The sequence below is a fragment of the Leptospira saintgironsiae genome (genome assembly GCF_002811765.1).
GTDB lineage: Bacteria > Spirochaetota > Leptospiria > Leptospirales > Leptospiraceae > Leptospira_B > Leptospira_B saintgironsiae.
Window position 1 is genome coordinate 119,881 of record NZ_NPDR01000004.1, and the last position, 16,287, is coordinate 136,167.

The window sequence follows — 16,287 nt, forward strand, 5'->3', positions numbered from 1 at the left end:
GACAGAAGTCCTGAACAGGTCAGATACATGAATTCCGAAGAATTAAAAAAAATCCAAACTCCTCTAAAAGACAAATACCGCGAAGCTCCAGACTCGGCGGTTTATACATTAAAAGCAAAGGGTAAATTAGGCGAGGGGATCTCTTGTAAAGTAGAGACAGGCAAAGTTTTGGCGGATGCGGGTCTTCATCCTGCAACAGGTGGAAACGGAATGCTTGCTTGTTCAGGAGATTTACTTTTAGAAGCGTTAGTTGCATGTGCGGGTGTTACGTTAGGCGCAGTTGCAACTTCTATCGGAATAAATATTAAAGAAGGTTTCGTAAGAGCAGAAGGTGATTTGGATTTTAGAGGAACTTTAGGAGTTTCTAAAGAGATCCCTGTTGGGTTTAAAGATATTAGATTATTTTTTGATTTGAATTCGGATGCAGATGAGGAAAAAATCCAAGCCTTACTAAAACTTACGGAAAGATATTGTGTAGTTTATCAGACGATTGTCTCTGGAACTAAGATCGATACAAAGATTGTAAACGGTTCAGTTCTTGTTTGAGAGGAGACTATTTTGCTTTCTCTTTTTCGGTAAAAGACCAATACACATAAAGTATAGCTGTTAAGATCCCGAGTGCAACCATCTGTCCTAGATGGACTGTGGTTGCATATACTAAACCTTCTGAACTTTCTCTACCCAACAGAACAAATCCAGATGTGATAGATGCATGGTAAACTCCGGCTCCGGATGGTGCAGAAGGTACCATCACACCTACAGCTCCGCAGAACATGATAAATACAGTTTCTAAGGGGCTTAAATGGATCCCTACTAAGTATTGTAGCAGAGTATAATGTATTGCATATCCTAAAAGCCATGTGCCGGCCGTCAAAACTCCGTAACTGGAAACATTACGAAAAGTTAAAAAACTTCCCAGTTCTGTAACCTGTGGGGCTAATTTTTCAGAGAAAAATTCCTTCTTCCCTATTTTAGAAAATAGGAATTCTCCCAAAGAGATAAGCCGTTTGTGAAATAAACGAACGATTATAAGCGCAGAGAATATCCCAAAAATTCCTAAGAGCGGAAACAATATTTTGGTTTCAGATCCGTTCACTCCTAAGAGAAAAAGAGCTCCTAATCCCGCACAGAATATAAAGGAGAAGTCTAAAACCTTTTCTAAAAATATCCCACTGACTAAACTTCCGTAACCAATACTCTCTCCCTTTTTGCAAAGATAGAGACGGAAAATATCCCCACCTCTTGCAGGTAAGAATTGGTTCGCTCCCACTCCTATATAAGCTGAGAGAATCGCAGTTCTAAACGGAACTTTTTTGCCTAGGAGTAAATACCATCTCCAAGAGAATAGAAATAATCCCCAAAGAATAGCTACGAAGAATGGAACTAAGAAGATAGGTTTCCATCTTTCTAATATAGAAGTAAAACCGGAAAGATCCAGGTTCCAAAATAGAAACCCTAAAGATAAAACGCTGATTCCGATGCCGAGTAATAATTTTTTCAAAATAGACCCTCGTTACAGATCAGCCCGGAGGCCATTTCATTTGTCTTCCGCCAAGAACATGGAAATGAAGATGGAATACTGTTTGGCCGCCTAATTCGCCCATATTATTTACAATACGGAAACCATCTTTATTCAGTCCGAGAGATCTTGCGATTTCAGTAGCTCTGTATAAAATTTCTCCAAGAAGAGTTTTGTCTTCTGCATTCGTTTTGCCTATGTCTACGATATGTTTTTTAGGAATGACCAGGAAATGAGTCGGCGCCTGGGGAGAAATATCATGAAAAGCTAATAGATTCTCATCTTCGAAAATGATCTTAGCCGGGATCTCTTTATTGATAAGTTTGCAGAATATACAGGAGTCTGTCATGTTTTATTATCCAAACATAAACTTGCCGCTCCCAGGGCCCCAGTGACTGATTTTCCAGGAAGGATCTTTACGTATTCTTTGAATATGGGAAATATGATTTCTCTTACCCTGTTTTCAAGTCGTTTTCCGAAAAAGGAATAGGACTTAGCGATCCCCCCAGACAATACAATATGTTCCGGATTGAGTAAATGGATTAGATTACGAATGAGTTGTGCTAAACTTTCTATCCCTTCTTCCAGGATCTCGTTTGCTTCCTTATGATCTTTAGAAGCCAGATCAAATAGAGTTTCTACATCAGAAAGTTTGGAGCCAGTTTTTTCTAAAAATCTAGAAGAGAATCCACTGGCACTGAAATAAGCTTCTGTACATCCTCTTTGTCCGCATCCACAAAGTGCTCCACCTGGATAGATTGTGGTATGTCCTACTTCCATAGAATTTCCAAGATAACCATCAAATAGTTTTCCTTGGAAAACCCATCCTCCACCTAGTCCAGTTCCTAATGTAAGAACGATTAGATTGGAGGAAGTTTTACCTTCTCCGAACCAATACTCTCCGAGCGCGGCACAGTTTGCGTCATTATCGTAATATACTGGAATGCCAAACTTCTTCTTTAAAAAATCAACTAAGGGAACATTCTTTAATAAAGGAAGATTTGCAGAAGAGATCAATATTCCATTTTCTTTATCTATTGGTCCTGGGCTTCCAAGTCCGATACCTTTTACCTGATCTTTACAATCTGAAACGAGTTCAGAGATCTGTTCTTCAAGAGAAGATAAAAAAAGTTTTGAATCCATCTCTGGCCCAGTCTTTCGATCTGATTGAGAGATCATCTGGCCAGAAGAATTAGTAAGGCAGGCTTTAATACTTTGGGCGCCGATATCCACGCCTATAATAGAACTCATTTAACGACTCTGGTAAAACTTCCTTCTCTCATTTCGTAGATCGTCTTAGCATCAAATGCAAGATTCATATCATGGGTCACGAGTAGGATCGTGAGGCCTCTGGAATTAAAATCGGAGAGAAGTTTACGTACTAATTCACTATTTTCTGGATCCAAATCACCGGAAGGTTCATCAGCAAGAAGCATTTCTGGTTCATTGATGAGAGCTCTAGCGATCGCAGTCATCTGTATCTGTCCGCCAGAAAGACTACTTGGGAGTTGGTTTCTTATTGTATGAAGATTCAGACTCGAAATGAGATACTCACATTTTTCTCTGTATTCTTGTTCTTCGAATTTGCCTACAAGTAGAGCAGGCAGAAGAATATTCTCTTCTACATTTAGATGAGAAACTAATTCTGAGAATTGGAAGATCAGTCCTATATTTTTCGCTCTGAATCGAGCTAATTCCCCTTTGGTCATGGAGGAAAGTTTTAAAGTGTCGAAGTAAATCTCTCCTGCACTGCTGGACAACATACCAGTGATCATGGAAAGAAGTGTGGTCTTTCCTGAACCGGAAGGTCCTACAATCGCGACATAGTCGGATTGGTTGATATCGAACGAAATTCCGTTAACTGCTTTGGTGGAACCATAATGCCTGGAGAGATTATTAATCCTTAGGATCATTTTCCCCTCCTGATAGATCTATAAGGATCAACCAAGGTGTATAAATAGGCGAGGAGTGAGCTGACTCCCCCAATCAAAATGGCCTCTAAGCCCAAACTTGCAAGATAATCGAGAGGAGAGACCAATTCCGACTTTCCGATAGGTATAAAAATGCTTAAAATTAAGGAGAATAAGAAGCCGATTCCGTGAATAATCCAAAGTTCCACGGTTTGCAGAAGTACGACTCCCTGTCTATTTCCGCCCACAGCCATCATAATTCCGTTATCCCCGGATCGAGTCATTACCCGGACTATGCTCATAAAAATTAAAGCGAGGCCACAAAGAGATAAAAGCAAGTACGGAGAATTCAGGAATAGATCGATACTAGAAATGTCCGTGGGTCTTTTTTCCGTACGAAGGGAGAAAAATCCGAATAAAAATCCGTAGGCGAAAAACGTCGAGAATACGACGTGCAATAAACTGGTGATCCAGTCCCGAAGAAAAAGGGAAAATGCAAACCTCAGGTAAGTGATTCTTCCCATCGGGAGCAGGATATTGAAAACGTTTGATTTTATCCAACATTTATTTAGTTAATAGCAGAAATTCCGAAAAATGATCTTTGTAATTCTCGTAGCAGCTGGAATCATCCTGATCGTCGCGGCAGGTTCCTTTCTCATTCAATCCAAAAAGGATTCATTTGAGAAGGCACTTGCTTTGGCGGCTATGGGAAATTACGTAGACTCTCGGATCCTCATCAGAGATATTCTAGATTCCAATCCATCTAACACAAGAGCTCATTTTATCATGGCAAAAATTTACGCCATGGAGGGCGATTATAATAACGAAGCAAAACATTTAGATAAGATCAAAAAGATCGGAACCTTCGATAAGGAAATTTCAGAAATAGCAGTTTCCAATCGTCTCGCAGATATCTATTACCAACAAGATCTATATGAAGAGGCAGTATTTCATTATTCGGATACCCTTTCTGTAGATCCTGATAATATAGAAGCATGTATCCGTATCGGTTTTATGGCAATCGGCCAAAAAGAATTTGGGATCGCAGATAAGTTTCTTTCTAGAATTCCAGATGAGAAAATCAAAATGCCGGCCTTACTGATAGGAAAAGGTGTGGTCGCAGGGATCTTAAGAAAAGGAGATCCCAAAACTTATTTTCAAAAAGCATTCGAGGAAGATCCAACTTCTTCCGTTAGCGGATTTTTATACGCAGTCTCTTTGTCTAGAGCTAACGAACATGATGAGGCAATTCGTGTAGCAAACTCTGTGGTAGATGTTGTCACAGATGAGTATGTTCGTTACACATTATTCCAATTTATCATGTTGGAATTTATCCTGAAAGCAAATTGGAACGAAGCTCTAAAACATGCAAGGCTATGTATGGAGATCGCAAGGAATAATGGATGGAAGCAGGAGATGATAGACTCCGATTTCCACTTCTCCCTGATTGCGGTTCATATGGGAAGACTAGAAGACGCCAGCGAATATCTGATCGAGGCAGAATCCGAAAGAGTGGATGATGATCGGATCATAGAACTTGCAAATTATAAATACCAAGTTGAAACCAAAAGATTAGAACTTGGAAAAGTCGCCAAGAGTGGATTTCTTCCAGAGCAAGAACTCGGAAAATTATTCACAGAACTATTTCCAGTAGAACGTTATTATGAGATCTCTGGTTTAAAATCTTCCAAGTCTTTCCATATAAAAGGGATCATAGATGAAGAAGGTAACAAGATCGTAATCGACGTGAATAAGATCGGGATCAGCGCCATGGATCATTATAGATCCTTAAAAGGTGTGGATTTCAAAAACTTATGCGTTAAGGTTGTCATAGCTCTAAATTATACAGTAAGTAGAGAGATCCCTAACAAGGAAGGGGATGGGGTCAATTTCCAAGGCCTAAATAAAACAGATAAAGAAACTCGTGCTCTTTTCAAATTTAGAAAATGGAAGGATGCTAAAATTTCAGACATATTCTTAAGAGATACCTTGGGCCAAGTAAAAGATATGGCATTGGACAAGGCGTTTATCATAGGAGATGCGGACTTCACAGAAGGTGCCCGCAGATTTCTGGCGGATAATCCGTCCAGACTCTCCGTACTCTACGGAAGAGATTTAGAAGAACTTTTAAAAAAGGCACTGAAATCCCAAGGCTAAAGGGAACCTTCAGTTTTATTAGGGGTCCTAAACATGTTCTATCTATCTTTTTACGGATCCGTTTTGTTCAGAGGATTATTACTTCTAATATTATTACAAGTTTCTTGCATTTCTACAAGAGGAGAATCTCCTCTTTTTGCTAAGCGAAGTCCCGAAATTCCTCCAACTATTACTCAAGGAAAAGTTTTTTTAGCGGGACATACTGGAGAACATTCCAAGGATACAGAAGAGATCCTGAAATTATTACAACGCCTCGTTTCAGGAACGATTTCAAAAGATCTGAATTTTTTACCCGAGGTCGTTTCCCCGAAAGACGGGATCTATCTGGACGTAAAAGGGAATTGGACCAGAGAACAACTTATACAAGAGCTTTCTACTCCAGATAATTATTTTCGCATATACTTCTTCGATCGAGAATTATTAGAAAAACAGAAAAACTCAAAAGAAGTAAGAACAGTTCGGGACTTGTTTCTCTCTTCTGGAGGGATAGAAGTCGACTTTTATTACGAGAGCAAGAGCGCTTGCGAGTTAAAACTCAAATTTAAAGAGAACCAGAAACTAGAAAGGGAACTGATCAATCCGTATTTCATTAAGCAGGACGGAAAATGGTACTTATTCCGGCTTTTCTAAAATGAAATCTTCTAAAAAGGCAAACGGACTTGCGGTACCAGGCCTTGATATTGAAATAGCCATAAGGAAAGAGGATGCGAGACTTCCAATCGGGACACGAACAAGATCTACTCGATAAAACTTCCTATAATAAGCACAGAAGTTGGATCCTTCTTTCTATTTTTGCTGCTTCTTCATTCTTATTTCCTTTCGGGACACTTGTCTTTCCGGAAACAATTCCTTTTGAAACGACTAGCGAAGATAAAAAGGGAAGTCAGGTTAATAAGCCTAACCAAAACACCACTCCGGTAACTAGCACTTCTACAAACGTTGCTCCGACTACCGGCAAGGTTATAGACTGGGATGTAGATCGTTTAACTGAATATGCGATCTCAAACAACCCGCTGTATTTATCTGAAAGACAGAATATGGGGATCGAAAGAGGACGGGTGATCACCGCTTCCTTATATCGAAATCCAGTCCTTCAATTCCAACAACAGTTCATTGGTGGAACTCCAAACTCACAAGGTGGAAGTCCGGAAACAGCACCCGGAATGTACCAAGAGTTGGACGTGTACGGAGTTGTTCCTCTTAGAACAAGAGTAGCCAAAAAAGGATTCGAAGCTTCTATCCAAGATTTCTGGAATTTCGATCGTATCTTCCGGATGAGGCTTCGCCAAAATTATTGGGCATTCGTATTTCTTACACTTCTTGTAGATACAAACAAGGAATTCTACGAAAACTATAGCGATCTTTTAGAACTCACAAAGTTCAGAGTGCAGAAAGGGGACATCTCTCCTTTAGAATTCGAACGTTTAGAGTTAGAAAGGATACAGGTAGAAAAATTCTACCGTGATGCAATTGTTCGCAGGCAAGCTATCGAAAAAGATCTACGCATTCTTTCTGGTTTATCTGAGGAAGAAGGTGTATTCGCTTTCAAAGTAGATTCCATGAAGTTCAGAACTTTGGAAGAAATGGGACTACACTTAAAAGAAAATTTTCCTTCTATAGAACGTCCTGACCTTACTGCGCTTGAGCAAAGGTTACAAGAGAAGAAGATGAACATTGAACTGCAAAGAAAGGAAGCCTTAGGCTGGTTGCAGTTAGGTGGAGAGTGGAGGGTCAAAGGTGGGGAAAATTATGGAGGAGTATTCGCTTCCATTCCAATTCCTTTGAATGATAGAGGCCAAGGAAAAATATATTCTGCAAAAGAAGAATATAGAAAATTCGAATTAGCCTTGGATGCAAAAAAAAGAGAAGTAAACGCTGAGATAGAGGCCGCTAAAAAAGAACTCTTGGCGAGAGAAGAACTCTTAACTAAATACGAAAGAATTAATCTTCTCCAAAAAAACAAACAGTTGGAAGAGAAATCCAGAATTGCATATGTCCGCGGCGCCTCCGATCAAGTAACCTTCCTCCAAGCAGAAAAAAACTACCTCACCATCCTCAGAGAATATTACGATTTACTGTATTTATATTTTAACGCGGTAGAAAATTACAAGGCCGCAACCGGAAAAATCGCGGAAATTTCTTCTGCAAACAAGGCGAAGGTAGAAGGACAATGAAACTATTATTCCAAAAATATAAAATTCTGATCGTTTTAGCCTTGGGGATCACAATCGCATTTTTTGGGTTCAAATACTTATCCAAAAAGAAGCCAGAAAAAAAGATCACCGAAGAAAACAAAAACGTATTCACAGTTCCGGAAGACGTAATCAGAAGACATCCTCTCACTTATGTTGGCTTAAAAGAAGTCTCTCAATTCGAAGAACTTGCTCTGCCTGGTAGGATCACCTACGATCCGGAAAGTATGGCAAAGGTTGGTTCTCAAGTCGAAGCCAGGATCAAAAAAGTTTTGGTAAAAGAGGGAGATAAGGTTAGCCAAGGATCTCCGTTAGCAATCCTCTCTTCCATTCAATTGGGAGAAGTAGAAGCGGCTTATGTAAAAGCAAGAGCATCTTTGGATGCACTAAAGATGCAAGCGGATCGTGCTAAGGAACTTTTCGAAATGAAAGTTACTTCTGCAAAAGAATACGAATTCGCAACGATGCAGTACAAAACTGCAAGAACAGAAGTGGAAACCACTCGTATCAAATTGGACAATTATGGTCTGACTCCTTCTGAAATTGAAGGGATCGAAAGAGGCATTTATGTTTCTTCTAACCTGATCCTCAGAAGCCCTATCAACGGAGAAGTCACTGAAAGAAAAGCGATCCTGGGACAACAGGTGACTCGCGCAGAAGAATTATTCACAATCGCTAACTTAAATCATCTTTGGGTATTACTCGACGTATACGAAAAAGATTTGGGCGGAGTGAGAGAAGGAGCTCAGGCGACTATCTTTCCATTAGGAGATGAACATAGTAGTGTTCAGATCCAAGGGAAAGTAGGTTATGTAGGAACAGTTTTAGATAACGTAAAACGTACCGCAAAACTCAGGATCATGGTTTCCAATAAAGGAAACAAACTAAAGCCGGGCCAAACTGTTACTGCAAAAGTTGCAGGCCTTGTAGTCAGCACTGGAGGAGGAAAACGTAAGATGATCCCTCTAGAAGCAGTTCATGAGATAGAAGGAAAATCTTTCGTATTCGTTTCGCATGGAGAAGGTAGTTTCGAAGCTGTAAACGTAGTAGTAGGGGATACGATAGAAGACGATATAATCATATTAGGCGGGCTTCCTGACGGTGCAGAAGTTGTCTCCAAGGGTTCCTTTGTCCTAAAGAGCGAGTTCCTTAAGTTTTAATATTTAAAATCACATCACCTAAAAAGTACTTGCACAACATTTATTCACTAATAACTTGTTAAGCATGAAAGATCTGACGGAAAAGCAACTCGCTGTTTTACAGTTTATTACCAGTATAATCAAAGAAAGAGGCTTTCCGCCAACGATCAGAGAGATTGGTGATGAGTTCGGGATCACGGCAAAGGGTGCCTACGATCACCTAAAAGCCATCGAGAAAAAAGGATACCTTAAGACTTCCAAAAACCAATCCAGAGCAATAGAACTTACCCGCCAAAGTCCATTCGAAAGTTTACCAGTTCCCACTCCAAGTATTCCACTCCTAGGTAGAGTGGCCGCCGGTCTACCTATCCTGGCCGAAGAAAACATTGAAGCTTATATCCCAGTTCCGGAAGAGATGGCCTCTAAAGGGATTACCTTTGCTCTAAAAGTGCAAGGAGATTCCATGATAGAAGCTGGGATCAATGATGGAGATGTGGCGATTATCCAGAAAAAGGATATAGCTCGAAATGGAGAGATCGTAGTAGCTCTCATCGAAGACGAGGCAACTTTAAAAGTGTATTTTAAAGAAGCGGATCATATTCGTTTGGAAGCTAGAAATCCAAAATACAAACCGATCCGTAGTAAAAAAGTAGTCATCGTCGGAAAGTTGATCGGTCTTTATCGTACCTATTGATATACACTCTGGATTTCGGAGTTGACATTAACCCTTGAGAGAGGAAAGATTTTGAAAGAGTGAATAATCTTTCCTTTTTCCGCGTATTCGCGGCCTTCTTCCTTTTACTTCTATTATTCGATTGTGCCTCCCGAAAAAAAGAGATCGGAGACAGGGACTTAAAACTAGTCCTTGAATATCTGACTGAGGCCCGCCTTGCGGAAAGATTGAATTACGCTTCCGAACAAACGATTCGAAAGGATTCCGAAATTTTGGAAGCAGCCTGCGAAAGATACCAACTAGATAAGGATTCCGTAATGGAACAAATTCGTATCAAATATCCGAAGACTTACTTCGCATTGGTCGGCAAAAATGAAGAATAAGGAAAGATTTGCCTGGGCCAGTTTGGTTCTAATTTTATTTACTACAGTTGTATTTCGTCCAGTACATGCAAAAGCGGTTTCAGAAACTGCTGAAAAATATCTGCAATTATTCCATGAAGTTTTCGGACTCATGCAAAACGGTTATGTAGAAACCGTAGACGAAGAAAAAGTATTCTTAGGTGCGATCAAAGGAATGCTCGGATCTTTGGGAGATCCTCATTCTTCTTTCTTGGAAGAAGAAGAATACAGACAGATGCGGGAAGAGACTCGTGGATCTTTCGGCGGAGTCGGAATGGAAGTGGCTTATACTGATGGAGCCATAGTAGTAGTTTCTCCTATCGAAGATACTCCTGCGATGAAAGCGGGTATCTTACCACAAGATAGGATCATAGAGATAGACGGAAAAAGTACCGCAAACTTGGGCTACGCAGAAGGTATCAAACTGATGCGTGGAAAACCAGGAAGTTCTGTAAGTATCAAAGTAGAAAGAAAAAATATCAAAGAACCTTTGCAGTTCACTTTAGTTCGCGAAAATATAAAAATACGATATGTTCGTTCTAACTTCTTCGAAAAGGAAAAAGTGGGCTATCTCCGTTTGAACCAGTTCATGGGAGAAAACACATTAGAAGAATTTAAAAAACATCTCAAGATACTCGCTGATAAAAAGTCAGAAGGTCTGATCGTAGATTTAAGAATGAATCCAGGTGGTTTATTACCTTTATCCGTCGCATTATCTGATATTTTTCTTCCAGAAGGATTAGATATAGTTTCCGTGAGAGGAAGAGGTGGAGAACTTGCAGACGTTTCCAAGTCAACAGGCAAGGGAGACAAGTATACTTCTATACCTTTAGTCGTTCTTATCAATGAAGGTTCTGCTTCTGCTTCTGAAATTTTTGCAGGAGCTATCCAGGATCATAAACGAGGAAAAATTGTAGGAGTTACTTCTTTCGGAAAGGGCTCCGTTCAAATTGTTTATCCTCTTTCTTTCGGAATGGCTGTAAAACTTACAGTTCAAAAATATTATACTCCATCCGGTAAATCTCTTCATGGAAAAGGGATCCAACCAGACGTGACTGTAAAAGGAATAGAGCCTAACGAGGATGATCGTTTTTATCTCAGAAAGATGAGTGAGAAAAAACTACTAGATCAACTTGCTTCTAAATATCCTGAATATAATGAGCAGAACTTTTTGAATTTTGAAAAGGCGCTTAAAGAACAGGGGATCAAACTTAGTTCAGATGTTGCCAGAGCAGTTTATAAAAATAAGACCCAAGCAGAAAAAGACAGAACTATGACCGATTTGGAATTGGATCCTCAGTTGAAAAAAGCAGTGGATCTACTTTCTTCCAAATCTTGACCATGATCGGTCTAGGAATAGAGACTAGCTGCGACGAAACCAGCCTAGCAATTGTAAAAGATGGGAAAGAATTACTTTCCCTCAAAATTTTTAGTCAGATAGATTTGCACAAACCTTTTAGAGGGATTGTTCCAGAGATTGCCTCCCGTGCTCATTTAGAAAAGATCAATCCTCTTCTTTCAGAAGTGTTAGAAGAATCTAAGATCGGTCTTTCTGATCTGGACTATGTGGCTGTGACAAGATCTCCAGGTTTAACTGGTTCGCTCATGATCGGAGCACAACTTGCAAGATCCATTCATGCAGTGTATGGAACACCAATCGTTCCACTTTGTCATTTACAGGCTCATTTTGCTGTATTACATTTAGAAGAAGTGGAACCTGTCTTTCCTGTATTGGGATTGCTTCTTTCCGGTGGGAATTCCGCAATTTATAGAATTCCCCATTTCGGAAAAATGGAAGTGGTGGGAGATACTATGGACGACGCCTTAGGAGAAGCGTTCGATAAGGTTGCAGGCTTATTGTCTTTGCCTTATCCTGGTGGACCTCCTATTGAAAAGGAAGCATCCAAGTATGTTCCTGGACCGAAAGAAAAAGATCTATTACCTCCTTTGCTTAGGAATCTGGAGCAGGATCGTGTCGCCTTTTCTTTTTCAGGTTTAAAAACTGCTGTTTCTCATTTGAAAGCAAAACAACCAGAACTGTCCACTCAGGCAGTATGTTATCATTTCCAAAAGACAGCGTTTGAGCTTGTGGAAAGAAATTTGAAACGTGCAGTTTCCATTACTGGGATTAAAAGGATCCTAGCAGGGGGAGGGGTCTTGGCGAATTCTACACTTCGTAACAGATTATCCCAATTCGCGGATAAAAATTCCCTGGAATTTTTATCTCCCCAAAAAAAGATCTACTGCACGGATAACGGCGCGATGGTTGCTGCCCTCGGTTATTATCTATTTAAACAGGGATATTCTAAGAGTTTGGACTTTACGGTAAGTCCAGTAAGGCAGGAGACCTACATATGAATCGCAGGCTACATTGGATTCCAAATATGATCACTCTCGGGAACTTAAGTATGGGATTTGTTTCCATACTGATCGCTTCCGAGGCAACAGGTAACGGACCTCAATCCTATATACTCTCCGGATTTTTCATCCTGCTCGCAGCAATCTGCGACGGATTGGATGGAATGACTGCAAGAGCCTTGGATGCAACTAGCGAACTAGGCGCTGACTTGGACAGTCTTGCAGATCTTACTGCGTTCGGTATCGCACCTGGATTCCTTTTTTATAATATGGTTCTGGGAGAATACAAGATTGATGTATTCGGAAAAGAAGATCTTTTCCCGATCGGAATGTTGATCGCTGCTATATTTCCTGCTTGTGCTGCATACAGATTAGCCAGATTTAACGTGGCACATGATCCTTCTTCTTTTACTGGATTACCATCTCCTATTGCAGGAATTACTATCGGGTTTTTACCAATTTTCTTAGGAAAGGATCATACTCTTCCTCATTGGTTAGGAATTCCTCTATTTATCCTAATCGCTTTTTTAATGGTTTCTAATATTCGTTATGGAAAACCTCAAGTAGCAATTCGTTCTAAGCTAAGTCCTTTACGTGCTGGTTTAATGCTTGGAGCCGCATTGATTGCACTCTTCTTTGTGGGATTTGCTCGTTGGCCTTGGCTTGTTTATGGATTGATCTGTCTTTATATCTTCTCTGGGATTTTGACTTTCCTCATCCATATTCTGCAAGAACTGAGAGTAAAACTAGACTAATAAGAGTATTTTTATTTTTTGGCTTAGTGTAAATGGAATAACTTTTCATTACTGATACTAGCTTCTCTTTTAAAAAAGATTGGACGGTGCTAAAAAAATCCAAGAGACTAAATGAGATATGGATCAGGAAAAGCTAATTAAAAGGATCACCTTCGATCCTAAAATCTTGGGCGGAAAACCAATCGTTCGGGGTCGTAGATTGGCTGTTGAGCATATTCTTGGAATGCTTGCAGCAGGTGATACGTCTGAGCAGATCTTGCAAGGTTATCCTTGGTTAGAATTGGATGACATACAAGCTTGTCTTGTTTATGCACATCGAATAATCTCCCACGAAAGAATAGAGAATATTCCTACTGACTCAAGCCAAGTTGCGTGAAAGTCTTATTAGACACATGCGTCTGGGGAGGAGTATTAAAGGAATTACTCTTATCTGGAATCGATGTGATCTGGGTCGGAGATTTTCAATCTGATCCGGGTGATGAAGAAATCCTTACCTTGGCATTCGAGCAGAAAAGGATTCTAATAACCTTAGATAAAGACTTCGGAGAATTGGCTGTTGTCCGAAAAATCCCACATCATGGAATTGTTCGTTTAGTGAATCTTTCGACAAGCGAGCAAGTGAGAATCAGCAAATATATATTAGGTTTACATGAAAAAGAATTATTTTCCGGCGCCATTATTACTGCATCAGCAGATAAACTAAGATTACGATTACCAGATCTTTCGTAAAAATTACTTCCGACAATTTATTTCGCTCTGATATCTATTTAGATATCTTAATCGAAAACGGGAATATAAACCTGAAATCTCATACTTAAGCCATCACCTTTACTTTCTTTCTCTCTTGTATGGCGAATATGAATTGAAAAATAAGGATGAAAGATACGTAAGAAAGAATAAAATGATTTGTCTGTTACTACCAAACCTGTTTCTTCCGGAGTGATTGATTCTTCTGCGAATGCTGGATATAAATTTTTCTCTTCTGCATAAATGAGGCTCGAATAAATTTTCCAATTTTTACCGATGGAGAGTTGCAAGCCTGCTTCTGTAAGTCTATCTCCGTTTTTTCTCCACTCCTGCCCTAATTCCCATCTCCAAAATTTTTTCTGATATGCTATGTATAAACCTTTTCCAAAAACCCAAGAAGAATGATCCGAAAAAGAATAGGCCCGAGCCTGAGCTAAAATTGCAAACCAAGGGAATTCTAAAATTTCCATCCTGCCTAAAACTGATTGGGCCGAGTACAATTCCTTTCCATCGGAAGAATATCGACTGGATTCTGCGAATTGTAATCTTCTATAAGGGCCTGGTTCCCAGACAAATCTGAATAATTCTGCTTTTTCTTCCGGGTCTGTTCTTTCTGAAAGTTGGAATAATTGTCCCGATCTTCCTCTGAATCCTGAGACGAATATTCTTTTGTCCTTCTCTCTATCTGTCCAAGAAGTGGATATAATTCCTTGTGGATCGTCCTTTGTCCCGAAAATTTCAGTTCTGAACCAGTATGGTTTCCTTTCTAATTTTCTCTCATCTGAAGAAGGGAATTCTAAAAGTATAAATCCTTCTTTTGTTTGGGGAGAATAAGCCAGTTCCAGATAATTTTTATACGGTTTGAAGAAAAAGCCTGGTTGTTTATCCGCAGAATTTTCCGCATAATAAGTTCCTAATATACCTTCTCCGAATTTTAATCCTAAAAATCCTGTTCTAACAGTTGGTTGTTCTAAAAACCAAAAGGAAGAAAAATCGAATTTCTCTCTTAAAAAGAAAAAATGGTTTAAAGGCCTGAATCGATTCCCATAAGAAAGATAAATATTTTTATTCTCGAATTGATAAGAGCCTAAATAAGTCTCTCCTCTTTTTTCTAAAAATACTTTGTGTTTGGAACACTCTGGATCAGGAAGAAGTAAAACAAAATCTTTTAGACAAACTTCTCCTCTGAACCAAACGGTCTCTTGTCTTTTGGTATAATATCTGGAATTATAGCCGGAAAAGGAAACTCCTGTGGAAAATGCAGAAGGATAATTTTCTGCAGATAGAATATTCGAAAAAAAGAATAATACAAAAAGGGATCTTTTCATTCAAAATCCCCTTTTGGTCCGGATCAGTTTTTTGATTTTTTTTCTTTTATGTTCCGGAATTGAGTCCAGATAAGTTTCAAATTTTTCGGCAGGTCCTTTGGAATAAGAAGAAATGGAAATGGATTCTTGTAAGGAAAATCCAAGTCTTAAAAGTTCTTCTGCTTCCAGAGAAGGATATATATTTGTTCGTTCGGTAACTGCTTGCGGCGGAGAGATTCGTTTAGGGCCTTCTTCTTTTTTATAAAATGGAGAATATCCGAGTCCCAAGTATCCGATTGGATTTTTTTCAGATTCGAAACCTTCTAATTGTCCTAAAAATCCTTCCCAGTTCCAATAAATTCCGATGGAAATTCTATCTTCAAAATCTGCGGAACTACTTCGGATCCTTTCAAAACCTAAACCGATCCGAAATTCTGAATCATGAGAAGCGTTGAGTAATACTCCTAATGAATTTTCTTCCTGGTTCTTTCTTCCAAAAAGATCCCAACTCAATTTGGAACCATAGATCCCAATTGAAGTAAAATAGGAAGAAGGTTCCAAACCTCCTGCTCCCAATCTAAATCGAACGCCAAAATTCTGATTTAGAGCAATTTGATAACCTAAGGAAACTGTTTCGAAAAATTTTCCCTCCTTGTTCCGACCGCTTCGAACATAGGAGAGTCTATATTCTTCTTTGGAGCCGAATGAAAATGGGAGCTGGAGAGAAATTCCTGACAGCGGAGCTTCTTCTTTTTCGAATATTCCAAAAAGGGATAATTCTCCTCCTTTCCACCAAGGGCGAAACCAAACCTCCGCAGGTATGTTCCCGTCGAATCCAAATACAAAAGCGCTGGGAAGAAGAAGGATGACTAAATGTAGGAACCTCATTCCCGAGACGGGTCAAATTCAGTGAGAGATGCGTGAAATTTTTACTAAACCGAAGTACTTTTTTCCAAATGGAAACGAGGTTGAGCTCAGGATTTGTCCGGGCTGAGGGTAGAATGGATCTTGTGAGTGAGAAGTTGCTGGGTAGATATTCGGAAATTTCTCTAAAAAAATACGGTAAACGCTTGACGGTAGCTATAAATACGTATAGTATATAAATAACCGTTTAGTAGATTATTAGTGT

At 39.5% G+C, this 16,287-nt stretch carries 19 protein-coding genes; 12 read left to right on the plus strand and 7 right to left on the minus strand.

The features are described 5' to 3' along the window. The first annotated feature begins 27 nt into the window (after positions 1 to 27). Entirely contained in the window at positions 28 to 546 is a 519-nt protein-coding gene (locus tag CH362_RS10705; protein ID WP_100710348.1) for an OsmC family protein, read from the plus strand. Positions 547 to 553: 7 nt separating this feature from the next. Here CH362_RS10705 and CH362_RS10710 read toward each other — a convergent pair whose 3' ends face one another. The 5 genes from CH362_RS10710 to CH362_RS19400 are packed head-to-tail and all read right to left on the minus strand — an operon-like array spanning position 554 to position 3,713. Next, entirely contained in the window at positions 554 to 1,501 is a 948-nt protein-coding gene (locus tag CH362_RS10710) for a lysylphosphatidylglycerol synthase transmembrane domain-containing protein (protein WP_100710349.1), read from the minus strand. 19 nt (positions 1,502 to 1,520) lie between these two features. Further along, complete coding sequence (locus CH362_RS10715; protein WP_100710350.1) at positions 1,521 to 1,868, minus strand: histidine triad nucleotide-binding protein; 348 nt, start codon at positions 1,866 to 1,868, stop codon at positions 1,521 to 1,523. Then, positions 1,865 to 2,770: an ROK family protein gene (locus CH362_RS10720; protein WP_100710351.1), complete on the minus strand. Its 906-nt coding sequence runs from the start codon at positions 2,768 to 2,770 to the stop codon at positions 1,865 to 1,867. Before CH362_RS10720 ends, CH362_RS10715 begins: the two co-directional genes overlap by 4 nt. Beyond that, complete coding sequence (locus tag CH362_RS10725; protein WP_100710352.1) at positions 2,767 to 3,432, minus strand: ABC transporter ATP-binding protein; 666 nt, start codon at positions 3,430 to 3,432, stop codon at positions 2,767 to 2,769. Before CH362_RS10725 ends, CH362_RS10720 begins: the two co-directional genes overlap by 4 nt. Beyond that, the gene (locus tag CH362_RS19400; RefSeq protein WP_244280555.1) at positions 3,429 to 3,713 is read right to left on the minus strand and encodes a hypothetical protein; all 285 of its coding nucleotides are present in this window, start codon (positions 3,711 to 3,713) and stop codon (positions 3,429 to 3,431) included. The genes CH362_RS10725 and CH362_RS19400 overlap by 4 nt, the downstream gene beginning before the upstream one ends. 310 nt (positions 3,714 to 4,023) lie before the next feature. Here CH362_RS19400 and CH362_RS10735 point away from each other — a divergent pair, with 310 nt between their 5' ends. The 11 genes from CH362_RS10735 (at position 4,024) to CH362_RS10785 (ending at position 13,833) form a co-directional block, all read left to right on the plus strand. Then, positions 4,024 to 5,586: a tetratricopeptide repeat protein gene (locus CH362_RS10735; RefSeq protein WP_100710353.1), complete on the plus strand. Its 1,563-nt coding sequence runs from the start codon at positions 4,024 to 4,026 to the stop codon at positions 5,584 to 5,586. 33 nt (positions 5,587 to 5,619) lie between these two features. Next, positions 5,620 to 6,216 (plus strand): hypothetical protein, encoded by a 597-nt coding sequence (locus tag CH362_RS10740; protein WP_100710354.1) that lies wholly within the window; start codon positions 5,620 to 5,622, stop codon positions 6,214 to 6,216. 74 nt (positions 6,217 to 6,290) lie between these two features. Beyond that, positions 6,291 to 7,760, plus strand: a complete 1,470-nt coding sequence (locus CH362_RS10745; RefSeq protein WP_100710355.1) for a TolC family protein — start codon at positions 6,291 to 6,293, stop codon at positions 7,758 to 7,760. Then, complete coding sequence (locus tag CH362_RS10750; RefSeq protein WP_100710356.1) at positions 7,757 to 8,938, plus strand: efflux RND transporter periplasmic adaptor subunit; 1,182 nt, start codon at positions 7,757 to 7,759, stop codon at positions 8,936 to 8,938. Before CH362_RS10745 ends, CH362_RS10750 begins: the two co-directional genes overlap by 4 nt. Before the next feature lie 64 nt (positions 8,939 to 9,002). Further along, positions 9,003 to 9,611 carry a transcriptional repressor LexA gene (lexA, locus tag CH362_RS10755; protein WP_100710608.1) on the plus strand — a complete coding sequence of 203 codons (609 nt, stop codon included), beginning with the start codon at positions 9,003 to 9,005 and terminating at the stop codon, positions 9,609 to 9,611. A gap of 59 nt (positions 9,612 to 9,670) precedes the next feature. Next, the gene (locus CH362_RS10760) at positions 9,671 to 9,973 is read left to right on the plus strand and encodes an LA_1448 family UV-C exposure upregulated protein (protein WP_100710357.1); all 303 of its coding nucleotides are present in this window, start codon (positions 9,671 to 9,673) and stop codon (positions 9,971 to 9,973) included. Further along, complete coding sequence (locus CH362_RS10765; RefSeq protein WP_100710358.1) at positions 9,963 to 11,330, plus strand: S41 family peptidase; 1,368 nt, start codon at positions 9,963 to 9,965, stop codon at positions 11,328 to 11,330. The genes CH362_RS10760 and CH362_RS10765 overlap by 11 nt, the downstream gene beginning before the upstream one ends. Positions 11,331 to 11,332: 2 nt before the next feature. Continuing rightward, positions 11,333 to 12,349 (plus strand): tRNA (adenosine(37)-N6)-threonylcarbamoyltransferase complex transferase subunit TsaD, encoded by a 1,017-nt coding sequence (gene tsaD / locus CH362_RS10770; protein WP_100710359.1) that lies wholly within the window; start codon positions 11,333 to 11,335, stop codon positions 12,347 to 12,349. Further along, the gene (gene pssA / locus CH362_RS10775) at positions 12,346 to 13,104 is read left to right on the plus strand and encodes a CDP-diacylglycerol--serine O-phosphatidyltransferase (protein ID WP_100710360.1); all 759 of its coding nucleotides are present in this window, start codon (positions 12,346 to 12,348) and stop codon (positions 13,102 to 13,104) included. The genes tsaD and pssA overlap by 4 nt, the downstream gene beginning before the upstream one ends. Positions 13,105 to 13,222: 118 nt before the next feature. Then, entirely contained in the window at positions 13,223 to 13,480 is a 258-nt protein-coding gene (locus CH362_RS10780; protein ID WP_100710361.1) for a DUF433 domain-containing protein, read from the plus strand. After that, a complete protein-coding gene (locus CH362_RS10785) occupies positions 13,477 to 13,833 on the plus strand; it encodes a DUF5615 family PIN-like protein (protein ID WP_100710362.1) in 357 nt (118 codons plus the stop codon). Before CH362_RS10780 ends, CH362_RS10785 begins: the two co-directional genes overlap by 4 nt. A 47-nt stretch (positions 13,834 to 13,880) precedes the next feature. Here the strand turns inward: CH362_RS10785 and CH362_RS10790 are convergent, their stop codons facing one another. Then, positions 13,881 to 15,179, minus strand: coding sequence for a hypothetical protein (locus CH362_RS10790; RefSeq protein ID WP_100710363.1), 1,299 nt, complete (start codon positions 15,177 to 15,179; stop codon positions 13,881 to 13,883). Continuing rightward, complete coding sequence (locus CH362_RS10795; RefSeq protein WP_100710364.1) at positions 15,180 to 16,046, minus strand: hypothetical protein; 867 nt, start codon at positions 16,044 to 16,046, stop codon at positions 15,180 to 15,182. Between the last annotated feature and the right edge of the window lie 241 nt (positions 16,047 to 16,287).

Bases quoted from the DNA above. Each gene is read 5' to 3' on its own strand.
- CH362_RS10705 (WP_100710348.1), top strand. From the start codon at position 28: ATGAATTCCGAAGAATTAAAAAAAATCCAAACTCCTCTAAAAGACAAA.
- CH362_RS10715 (WP_100710350.1), bottom strand. From the start codon at position 1,868: ATGACAGACTCCTGTATATTCTGCAAACTTATCAATAAAGAGATCCCG.
- CH362_RS10720 (WP_100710351.1), bottom strand. From the start codon at position 2,770: ATGAGTTCTATTATAGGCGTGGATATCGGCGCCCAAAGTATTAAAGCC.
- CH362_RS10725 (WP_100710352.1), bottom strand. From the start codon at position 3,432: ATGATCCTAAGGATTAATAATCTCTCCAGGCATTATGGTTCCACCAAA.
- CH362_RS19400 (WP_244280555.1), bottom strand. From the start codon at position 3,713: ATGACTCGATCCGGGGATAACGGAATTATGATGGCTGTGGGCGGAAAT.
- CH362_RS10735 (WP_100710353.1), top strand. From the start codon at position 4,024: ATGATCTTTGTAATTCTCGTAGCAGCTGGAATCATCCTGATCGTCGCG.
- CH362_RS10740 (WP_100710354.1), top strand. From the start codon at position 5,620: ATGTTCTATCTATCTTTTTACGGATCCGTTTTGTTCAGAGGATTATTA.
- CH362_RS10745 (WP_100710355.1), top strand. From the start codon at position 6,291: ATGCGAGACTTCCAATCGGGACACGAACAAGATCTACTCGATAAAACT.
- CH362_RS10750 (WP_100710356.1), top strand. From the start codon at position 7,757: ATGAAACTATTATTCCAAAAATATAAAATTCTGATCGTTTTAGCCTTG.
- lexA (WP_100710608.1), top strand. From the start codon at position 9,003: ATGAAAGATCTGACGGAAAAGCAACTCGCTGTTTTACAGTTTATTACC.
- CH362_RS10765 (WP_100710358.1), top strand. From the start codon at position 9,963: ATGAAGAATAAGGAAAGATTTGCCTGGGCCAGTTTGGTTCTAATTTTA.
- tsaD (WP_100710359.1), top strand. From the start codon at position 11,333: ATGATCGGTCTAGGAATAGAGACTAGCTGCGACGAAACCAGCCTAGCA.
- pssA (WP_100710360.1), top strand. From the start codon at position 12,346: ATGAATCGCAGGCTACATTGGATTCCAAATATGATCACTCTCGGGAAC.
- CH362_RS10780 (WP_100710361.1), top strand. From the start codon at position 13,223: ATGGATCAGGAAAAGCTAATTAAAAGGATCACCTTCGATCCTAAAATC.
- CH362_RS10790 (WP_100710363.1), bottom strand. From the start codon at position 15,179: ATGAAAAGATCCCTTTTTGTATTATTCTTTTTTTCGAATATTCTATCT.
- CH362_RS10795 (WP_100710364.1), bottom strand. From the start codon at position 16,046: ATGAGGTTCCTACATTTAGTCATCCTTCTTCTTCCCAGCGCTTTTGTA.